Source organism: Richelia intracellularis HH01, from assembly GCF_000350105.1.
Lineage (GTDB): Bacteria > Cyanobacteriota > Cyanobacteriia > Cyanobacteriales > Nostocaceae > Richelia > Richelia intracellularis.
In genome coordinates, this window is record NZ_CAIY01000015.1 from 24,225 (window position 1) to 31,549 (window position 7,325).

At 35.2% G+C, this 7,325-nt stretch carries 9 protein-coding genes; all 9 read left to right on the top strand.

Going from position 1 to position 7,325, the window contains the following annotated elements:
• Positions 1 to 250: 250 nt before the first annotated feature.
• The 9 genes from nifE to RINTHH_RS01440 all read left to right on the top strand — a co-directional run bounded on the left by nifE (position 251) and on the right by RINTHH_RS01440 (position 6,558).
• Positions 251 to 1,627, top strand: coding sequence for a nitrogenase iron-molybdenum cofactor biosynthesis protein NifE (gene nifE, locus RINTHH_RS01400; RefSeq protein ID WP_008231972.1), 1,377 nt, complete (start codon positions 251 to 253; stop codon positions 1,625 to 1,627).
• Positions 1,628 to 1,771: 144 nt separating this feature from the next.
• Positions 1,772 to 3,091, top strand: a complete 1,320-nt coding sequence (nifN, locus tag RINTHH_RS01405; protein WP_008231974.1) for a nitrogenase iron-molybdenum cofactor biosynthesis protein NifN — start codon at positions 1,772 to 1,774, stop codon at positions 3,089 to 3,091.
• A 67-nt stretch (positions 3,092 to 3,158) separates the two neighbouring features.
• Complete coding sequence (gene nifX / locus RINTHH_RS01410) at positions 3,159 to 3,563, top strand: nitrogen fixation protein NifX (RefSeq protein ID WP_008229950.1); 405 nt, start codon at positions 3,159 to 3,161, stop codon at positions 3,561 to 3,563.
• A 6-nt stretch (positions 3,564 to 3,569) separates the two neighbouring features.
• Complete coding sequence (locus RINTHH_RS01415) at positions 3,570 to 4,049, top strand: NifX-associated nitrogen fixation protein (protein ID WP_008231975.1); 480 nt, start codon at positions 3,570 to 3,572, stop codon at positions 4,047 to 4,049.
• Positions 4,050 to 4,151: 102 nt separating this feature from the next.
• Entirely contained in the window at positions 4,152 to 4,367 is a 216-nt protein-coding gene (locus tag RINTHH_RS01420; RefSeq protein WP_008231977.1) for a CCE_0567 family metalloprotein, read from the top strand.
• The gene (gene nifW, locus RINTHH_RS01425; RefSeq protein ID WP_008231979.1) at positions 4,367 to 4,684 is read left to right on the top strand and encodes a nitrogenase-stabilizing/protective protein NifW; all 318 of its coding nucleotides are present in this window, start codon (positions 4,367 to 4,369) and stop codon (positions 4,682 to 4,684) included. The genes RINTHH_RS01420 and nifW overlap by 1 nt, the downstream gene beginning before the upstream one ends.
• Positions 4,685 to 4,694: 10 nt before the next feature.
• A complete protein-coding gene (locus RINTHH_RS01430; RefSeq protein ID WP_008231981.1) occupies positions 4,695 to 5,498 on the top strand; it encodes a HesA/MoeB/ThiF family protein in 804 nt (267 codons plus the stop codon).
• 254 nt (positions 5,499 to 5,752) lie between these two features.
• The gene (locus RINTHH_RS01435) at positions 5,753 to 6,124 is read left to right on the top strand and encodes a HesB/IscA family protein (RefSeq protein WP_008231982.1); all 372 of its coding nucleotides are present in this window, start codon (positions 5,753 to 5,755) and stop codon (positions 6,122 to 6,124) included.
• Positions 6,125 to 6,258: 134 nt separating this feature from the next.
• Positions 6,259 to 6,558 carry a 2Fe-2S iron-sulfur cluster-binding protein gene (locus RINTHH_RS01440; RefSeq protein ID WP_008231983.1) on the top strand — a complete coding sequence of 100 codons (300 nt, stop codon included), beginning with the start codon at positions 6,259 to 6,261 and terminating at the stop codon, positions 6,556 to 6,558.
• Positions 6,559 to 7,325: the final 767 nt, after the last annotated feature.

Below are 7,325 nucleotides of genomic sequence, written 5' to 3' on the forward strand. Positions count from 1 at the left end.
AAATATTCACTATGAAGTACTACAAATAGTAGATTTCAGCCAAAGAATAAGACTTAATTATTAAAGCAGAGAATATCTTACAAGTATTGTTCGAACTTGTTTATCACTAACCCACTTAAATCAGCAAAACACTCAGAATTATAAGTTTTTATTTTGTAATTAGAATCATACATCCAATCCTACATTTTCTACTAACATCCCATTCCTATTTTTTAATTAACACTTACCAGTTATACACCCAAAATAAGTCATGATAGCTACCCAAGGCAAAATCAATCAGCTGCTTACAGAATCAGGATGCGAACATAATCAACATAGTCAAAAGAAAAACAATAAATCCTGTAGACAACAGGCTCAACCAGGTGCTGCTCAAGGAGGATGTGCATTTGATGGAGCAATGATTGCCCTAGTACCAATTACAGATGCAGCACATTTAGTCCATGGTCCGATTGCCTGTTCTGGAAATTCTTGGGGTAGTCGTGGTAGTTTGTCTTCTGGTTCCTCATTATATAAAATGGGCTTCACTACTGATTTGACAGAAAATGATATAATTTTCGGCGGGGAAAAGCGTTTGTATAAAGCTATTTTAGAAATAGCTGATAAATATAATCCAAAAGCTGTTTTTGTTTATGCAACCTGTGTTACAGCTTTGATTGGTGATGATATTGATGCTATCTGTAAGATAGCTGCAAAAAAAACTGGGTTACCTGTGATTCCAGTAAATTCAGCAGGATTTGTGGGTAGTAAAAATCTAGGTAACCGAATTGGTGGGGAGGCATTATTAGACCATGTTGTTGGTACTGCTGAACCAGCATATACTACTTCTTATGATATTAACTTGATTGGTGAATATAACATTGCTGGGGAAATTTGGAATATTCTCCCCCTATTTGACAAATTAGGGATTCGAGTGTTGGCAAAAATCACTGGTGATGCTCGCTATCAAGAAGTAGCTTGTGCTCACCGAGCAAAGCTGAATATTATGATTTGCTCCAAAGCCCTAATAAATATGGGCAGGAAAATGGAGGAAAAATATAATATCCCTTATATTGAAGGATCTTTTTATGGTGTGGAAGATGTAAATCAATGTTTGCGTAATACTGCCGAGAAATTGGGCAATATTAACTTGCAGTGGCGAACAGAAAAGTTGATTGCAGAAGAAACTGCTGCCTTAGATGTAGCATTAGCTCCTTACCGTGATCGCTTAAAAGGGAAAAGAGTAGTAGTCTATACTGGTGGTGTAAAAAGCTGGTCAATTGTTTCTGCTGCAAAAGACCTGGGTATGGAGGTGACTGCCACCAGCACTAAGAAAAGTACAGAAGAAGATAAAGCCCGAATTCAGCAATTATTAGGTGGAAATGGTATCACTTTAGAAAAAGGTAATCCTGAGGAAATTCTGAGAATTATTAAGGAAACTAACGCAGATATGCTTATTGCTGGAGGTCGTAACCAGTACACTGCTCTTAAGGCCAGAATACCCTTCTTGGATATTAACCAGGAACGTCATCACCGCTATGCAGGCTATGTAGGTATGATTGAGATGGCAAGAGAATTAGATGAAGCCCTTCATAGCCCAGTGTGGGAGCAGATTCGCAAATCTGCTCCATGGAAGGTAAAAGAAAAATAGGGAAGAATAAAGAGGAAGACTAGTTAGTAAAGTTTTTATATCTTAAAATTATGTATTCTCTAGAATTTAGATCCTCTTAGTTTCAAAATACTCTCTATGTTTTATCACTCCATAAAACTTACTTCTTAATATTTATTCTCAGATATGGCAATTGTTAACATTTCCAATAAAGCAGTTGTAGTAAATCCTCTTAAACAGAGCCAAGCTTTAGGAGCAACCTTAGCCTTTTTAGGATTAAAGAGAACAATGCCATTACTGCATGGTTCTCAGGGCTGTACAGCTTTTGCCAAAGTGATTTTAGTACGTCATTTCCGAGAAGTAATTCCCCTGTCCACGACAGCTATGACAGAAGTTACAACAATTTTAGGTGGTGAAGATAATGTAGAAAAATCAATTCTTACCCTAGTGGAAAAGGTCAAGCCGGAGATAATTGGCTTATGTACCACAGGTCTTACAGAGACTCGTGGGGATGATATGCAACGAATTATAAAGGAGTTTCGCAAGAAATATCCGGGACTTAATAGTTTACCAATTATTTTGGTTTCTGCCCCAGATTTCAAAGGTGCATTGCAAGATGGGTATTCAGCTGCAATTGAAAGTATAATAAGAGAGCTACCACAAGCTGGAGAAACGAAACCACAACAAGTTAATTTTTTATTTGGTCCAGCGTTTACTCCCGGAGACGTAGAACATATTAAAGAGATTAGCTCTAGCTTTGGAATAGTGCCTGTTTGTGTTCCAGACTTATCATTATCCATGGATGGACATTTAGAGGAATCTTGGAGTCCAATTACTGTTGGTGGTACAACAATAAAACAGCTGCAAAGTATGGGTAGTTCTGCTTTTACCCTGGCATTAGGTGAAAGTATGCATGGTGCGGCAGAAATGTTGACAGAAAAATTTGGCATTCCCCATGAGGTATTTAGGGGAATTACAGGGTTAGAAACAGTAGATGAGTTCATTATGGCCATGACTGATATAAGTGGTAACCCTGTACCAAAAATATATGATCGTGATCGCCAACAATTGCAAGATGCAATGCTAGATAGTCATTTCTATTTTAGTAGAAAGCGAATATCGCTAGCATTAGAACCAGATTTACTCTGGTCTACCATTAGTTTTTTGCAATCTATGGGAGCAGAAATTCATGCTGCTGTTACTACTACTCATTCGCCTCTACTAGAACAGCTACCAATAGAGAAAGTTACTATTGGTGACTATCAAGACTTTGAACAGTTAGCACAGGGCTCAGACTTGTTAATTGGCAATTCCCATACTCATGCAATTGCTAAACGGTTACATATTCCTCTCTACCGTCATGGGTTTCCGATTTTTGATCGTTTAGGTAATGGTCAAGTTACCAAAGTTGGATACAAAGGTACAATGCAAATGTTATTTGATATTGGTAACAAATTTTTGGCTGCGGAGGAGAACAAAGTCCAATACCTTAACAGTAATTTGTAATTCTAAAAGTATTTTTCCTATTGACTTTTGTCAGTTAGCTCTACATTTATTTTGTATCATTAGAACAATGAAAATAGCATTCACAACAAGTGACCATATCCACATAAATGCCCACTTTGGTTGGGCACAAGAAATTGATGTTTATGAGGTTTCTCCAGAAAGTTATAAATTCTTAGAAACTCTTAACTTTCAAAATGATTCAGAACAGCATAACAATGAGAATAAATTGGACTCAAAAATAGATGCATTAAGTGATTGTACTATCGTTTATGTATCCCAAATTGGTGGAATTGCTGCAGCTCGTCTGATTAAAAAAAAGGTTACTCCTGTGAAATCAAGATCAGATGATGATGAAATTCTTAATATATTAAATAAGCTAACACAAACTCTCAAAGGTAATCCTCCCCCCTGGTTACGCAAGGTTCTACAAAAAGACCAAGGAACCTTATCAGAAATCGAATTGGAAGGTTAGTACCACATGACTAATGATAACAATCATATCAATGATACTGTTAGGAATGAAGTAGTTGATTCCAATTTTCTTGAAGTAATTGTCCAACAAATTCGTAGTCAGGATATTTACAATACCTACCGTAATTGGTCTGATGGGTTAATTTTAAGGCCCTATATAGTAAGTAAAAAAAAGAAAAGAGAAATTTCTGTAGAAGGGGAAGTAGATCCCCTCACAATTGGGCGAATTATAACCTTTTATCGGGCAGTAGCAGCTTGTATTGAGAATGAAACCGGTCTACTAGCACAAGTGATAGTAGATTTGAATCATGAGGGCTTCGGCTGGGTATTAGTATTTTCTGGTCATTTATTACTAGTAGTTAAATCTCTGCGAGATGCTCATAGATTTGGTTTTGAATCTTTAGAAAAGATTACAGAAGAGGGAGAAAACTTGGTTCAAAAAGGTATTGACTTAGCTAGGCTTTTTCCAGAAGTGGGAAGACTTTAAAAGATATCATGAGTTTTTAAATATGTTGTAAAAATCCTTATTTTTACACTAAATTTTAACATCTGATTCTTAAACTTATAAACTTGAGTTATTAGGAGAAATATGTCTCAGGCAGAGCAAACAAATATTGAATCTCTAAGGAAAAATATTAGAAAGCTTAATAGTAAAGCAGGTCAAATAAAAATGGATCTGCATGACTTAGCAGAAGGCTTACCAACTGGTTATGAAACTCTTATACAAGTTGCTCAAACAACATATGAAATTTATGAACAGTTGGACTTGATGAAGCAGCAGCTAAAACAGATGGAGCAAAAATAATGATTTGGGATGAAGATAAATTTAAACAACTTGTGGATGCCGAAGAGTATCTTGATTTCTTTAAAATCTCCTACCAACAAGAAATAGTAAATGTTAATCGTCTACATATATTGAAGAAATTTTCACAATACTTAGAAGAAATTGATGAAAACCATTCTAACTTAAATCTTTCAGGCAAACTCACCTATTATCGTGAAGCTCTGGGCAAAGCATATCAAATTTTTGTTGAATCAACACCTCAAGAACAAAAGCTATTTAAGGTGTTTCATAATAAGCCAAAAAATGTAGTAATGCTGACAGAAATAACATCTGATTAGGAGGTAAAAAGTGGTTAATCTAACTCCTACCGAGTTAGAACGTTATCGTCGTCAAATGATGCTCCCTAATTTTGGAGAGCTAGCACAAGGACGGCTCAAGTCAGCGACGGTTCTAGTTACTGGTGTAGGGGGGCTAGGAGGTACAGCAGCACTTTACCTATGTGTGGCAGGTGTTGGACGGCTTATCCTAGTACGAGGTGGCGATTTGCGACTTGATGATATGAATCGCCAGATTCTGATGACAGATGATTGGGTAGGCAAACCCAGAGTTTTTAAGGCTAAGGAAACTCTTGAAGCTATCAATCCTGATGTCCAGATAGATGCAGTTGATGAATATATCACTCCTGAAAATGTGAATTCCTTAGTACAGTTGGTAGATATGACTTTAGACTGTGCCCACAATTTTGAGGAGCGCAACCTATTAAATGAGGCTTGTGTACGCTGGCGTAAGCCAATGGTAGAGGCAGCAATGGATGGTATGGAGGCTTATCTCACTACAATTATCCCAGGGGTCACTCCTTGTTTATCTTGCCTATTTCCAGAAAAGCCTGATTGGGATCGACAAGGTTTTTCCGTTCTGGGTGCAGTATCGGGAACATTAGCTTGTTTAACAGCAATGGAAGCAATCAAGCTGATTACCGGATTTAGTCAACCTTTATTATCTCAGTTATTGACTATGGATTTATCTAGAATGGAATTTGCCAAACGCCATTCCCAACGTAATCGTTCTTGTCTTGTTTGCGGCAATAGTGCACCCTGGCGCTACACCCAATCCAATACTATGGAAGAAATAACTAGTAACTATTCCCAATAATTATTAGCCCAGTTAAGCTGCTGTTATGGACTAATTATTTTTGTTTTGTTGCCAACCATCATAAATAACTAAACTATGCCATTTGGAATTTTGCACAAAGTTTGTGGGTATTATTTATATCCATAAACCTTTTCAAGACAGATTTTGGATTATTAAGTATTTGCTAAATTAGCATTTCAAAATTCAACATGTCTGAATGATTGATTGTTCCAATTGGTATCACTATTGATCATCACCAAAATTCAGGAGGTCGAATGACTATTACCTTGACAGAAAAAGCAGAATTTTGTCTGCAAGGATTTCTATCGAATTCTACTACTGATGCTAATAGCCACACTAAGGGTATACGCATCTCTGTTAAAGATAGTGGTTGCAGTGATTATGAGTATGCTATGGATATCACTAGTAAACCACACCCTGATGATTTGGTGATTGAACAAGGTAAGGTGACACTTTATATCGATTCTAAGAGTATCCCCTTACTAGAAGGAATAGTGATTGATTTTGTTGATGGTGTGATGAATAGCGGCTTTAAATTTACTGACCCTAATGCTATTAATACTTGCGGTTCTTGTAAATCATTGAAAACCAGTAATTGCAATTCTCCAGGTACACCCTGCAAATAAAAAAGAGGAGAAATATTAAGGTTCTTCTTAGGTATTCTGTTTCTATAAAGGTTACCTGTGCAATTATGCATTTACCAATTTAAAAACTATTAGCTTAATCTAAGCCAAATCTAAGCTTGAGGAGAATTGGAACAATGACAACTTATCAAGTAAGACTCATTAACAAAAAAGATGACCTCGATACCACCATCGAGGTAGATGAAGACACTAACATATTAGAGGCAGCTGAAGAATTGGGAATAGACTTACCTTCTTCTTGTCGTTCTGGTGGTTGCTCTAGTTGTGTTGTTAAGGTACTTGAAGGCGAAATTGATCAATCTGATCAAAACTTCTTAGATGATGAGCAAGTGGAAAAAGGGTTCGCTCTGCTTTGTGTTACTTATCCACGTTCCAATTGCACGATTAAGACTAATCAAGAACCATATCTCGTCTAATTTTTAATTTCTGTACTGAGATAATAATATGAATGAGGGTCGTAGTTTATTATCAACTGTGACCTTTTTTTATATCTTCTATTTTCACTCATGCAATTCTATTGAAGTTAGTACATAAACTATCTATTTTAGCATACTTGTATCTATAAGTATTTGATATGGATGATTATATCAAATACCCTAAATATTAAGAATTAGATTCTGAACATAAGAAATAAAATAATAAATCTAGAAAACTAATGTTACTTCATCAGAAATCGCAATTATTTAACAGACTTAACTCGAACAAGTCTACATTAATCATATGTAAACTACTTATTTATTTATATGCTATCTGCTTTTATTAAAATTACTAATGGATTTTTTTATAGTTATTAACTATAATAGATATACGGATATTTTTTATCATAAATACATTTATATATTATCTAAAATACTTTTAATTATAAATTTTCTCTCATAAGAAGCTAATTAGCTTACTAAAATAACTTATATGTTATAAAAAGTAATATATAACAAGTATAAGATTATATATTGCATTAAATACTTCATGCTGCCTTTAAAAACTGGATAGCATCTTTAAATTGTTATTCCTTATTAGAAGTAGTTCCAAGATTTCAGCAATGTAAAGGAGGTATTTTAATCAGTTTATTAATATAGCAATATAAATCAGCCTACTAATTATATAGACTTTTAAGTGGAATTATATATGGGAAACAAGAATTTAAAGCCTAAGTATATCATTGCAACTTATTATAATTTATTCT

What these genes read in the sequence shown, in the direction of transcription:
- nifE (WP_008231972.1), top strand. Translation starts at nt 251, where the DNA reads ATGATAGCTACCCAAGGCAAAATCAATCAGCTGCTTACAGAATCAGGA.
- nifN (WP_008231974.1), top strand. Translation starts at nt 1,772, where the DNA reads ATGGCAATTGTTAACATTTCCAATAAAGCAGTTGTAGTAAATCCTCTT.
- nifX (WP_008229950.1), top strand. Translation starts at nt 3,159, where the DNA reads ATGAAAATAGCATTCACAACAAGTGACCATATCCACATAAATGCCCAC.
- RINTHH_RS01415 (WP_008231975.1), top strand. Translation starts at nt 3,570, where the DNA reads ATGACTAATGATAACAATCATATCAATGATACTGTTAGGAATGAAGTA.
- RINTHH_RS01420 (WP_008231977.1), top strand. Translation starts at nt 4,152, where the DNA reads ATGTCTCAGGCAGAGCAAACAAATATTGAATCTCTAAGGAAAAATATT.
- nifW (WP_008231979.1), top strand. Translation starts at nt 4,367, where the DNA reads ATGATTTGGGATGAAGATAAATTTAAACAACTTGTGGATGCCGAAGAG.
- RINTHH_RS01435 (WP_008231982.1), top strand. Translation starts at nt 5,753, where the DNA reads ATGACTATTACCTTGACAGAAAAAGCAGAATTTTGTCTGCAAGGATTT.
- RINTHH_RS01440 (WP_008231983.1), top strand. Translation starts at nt 6,259, where the DNA reads ATGACAACTTATCAAGTAAGACTCATTAACAAAAAAGATGACCTCGAT.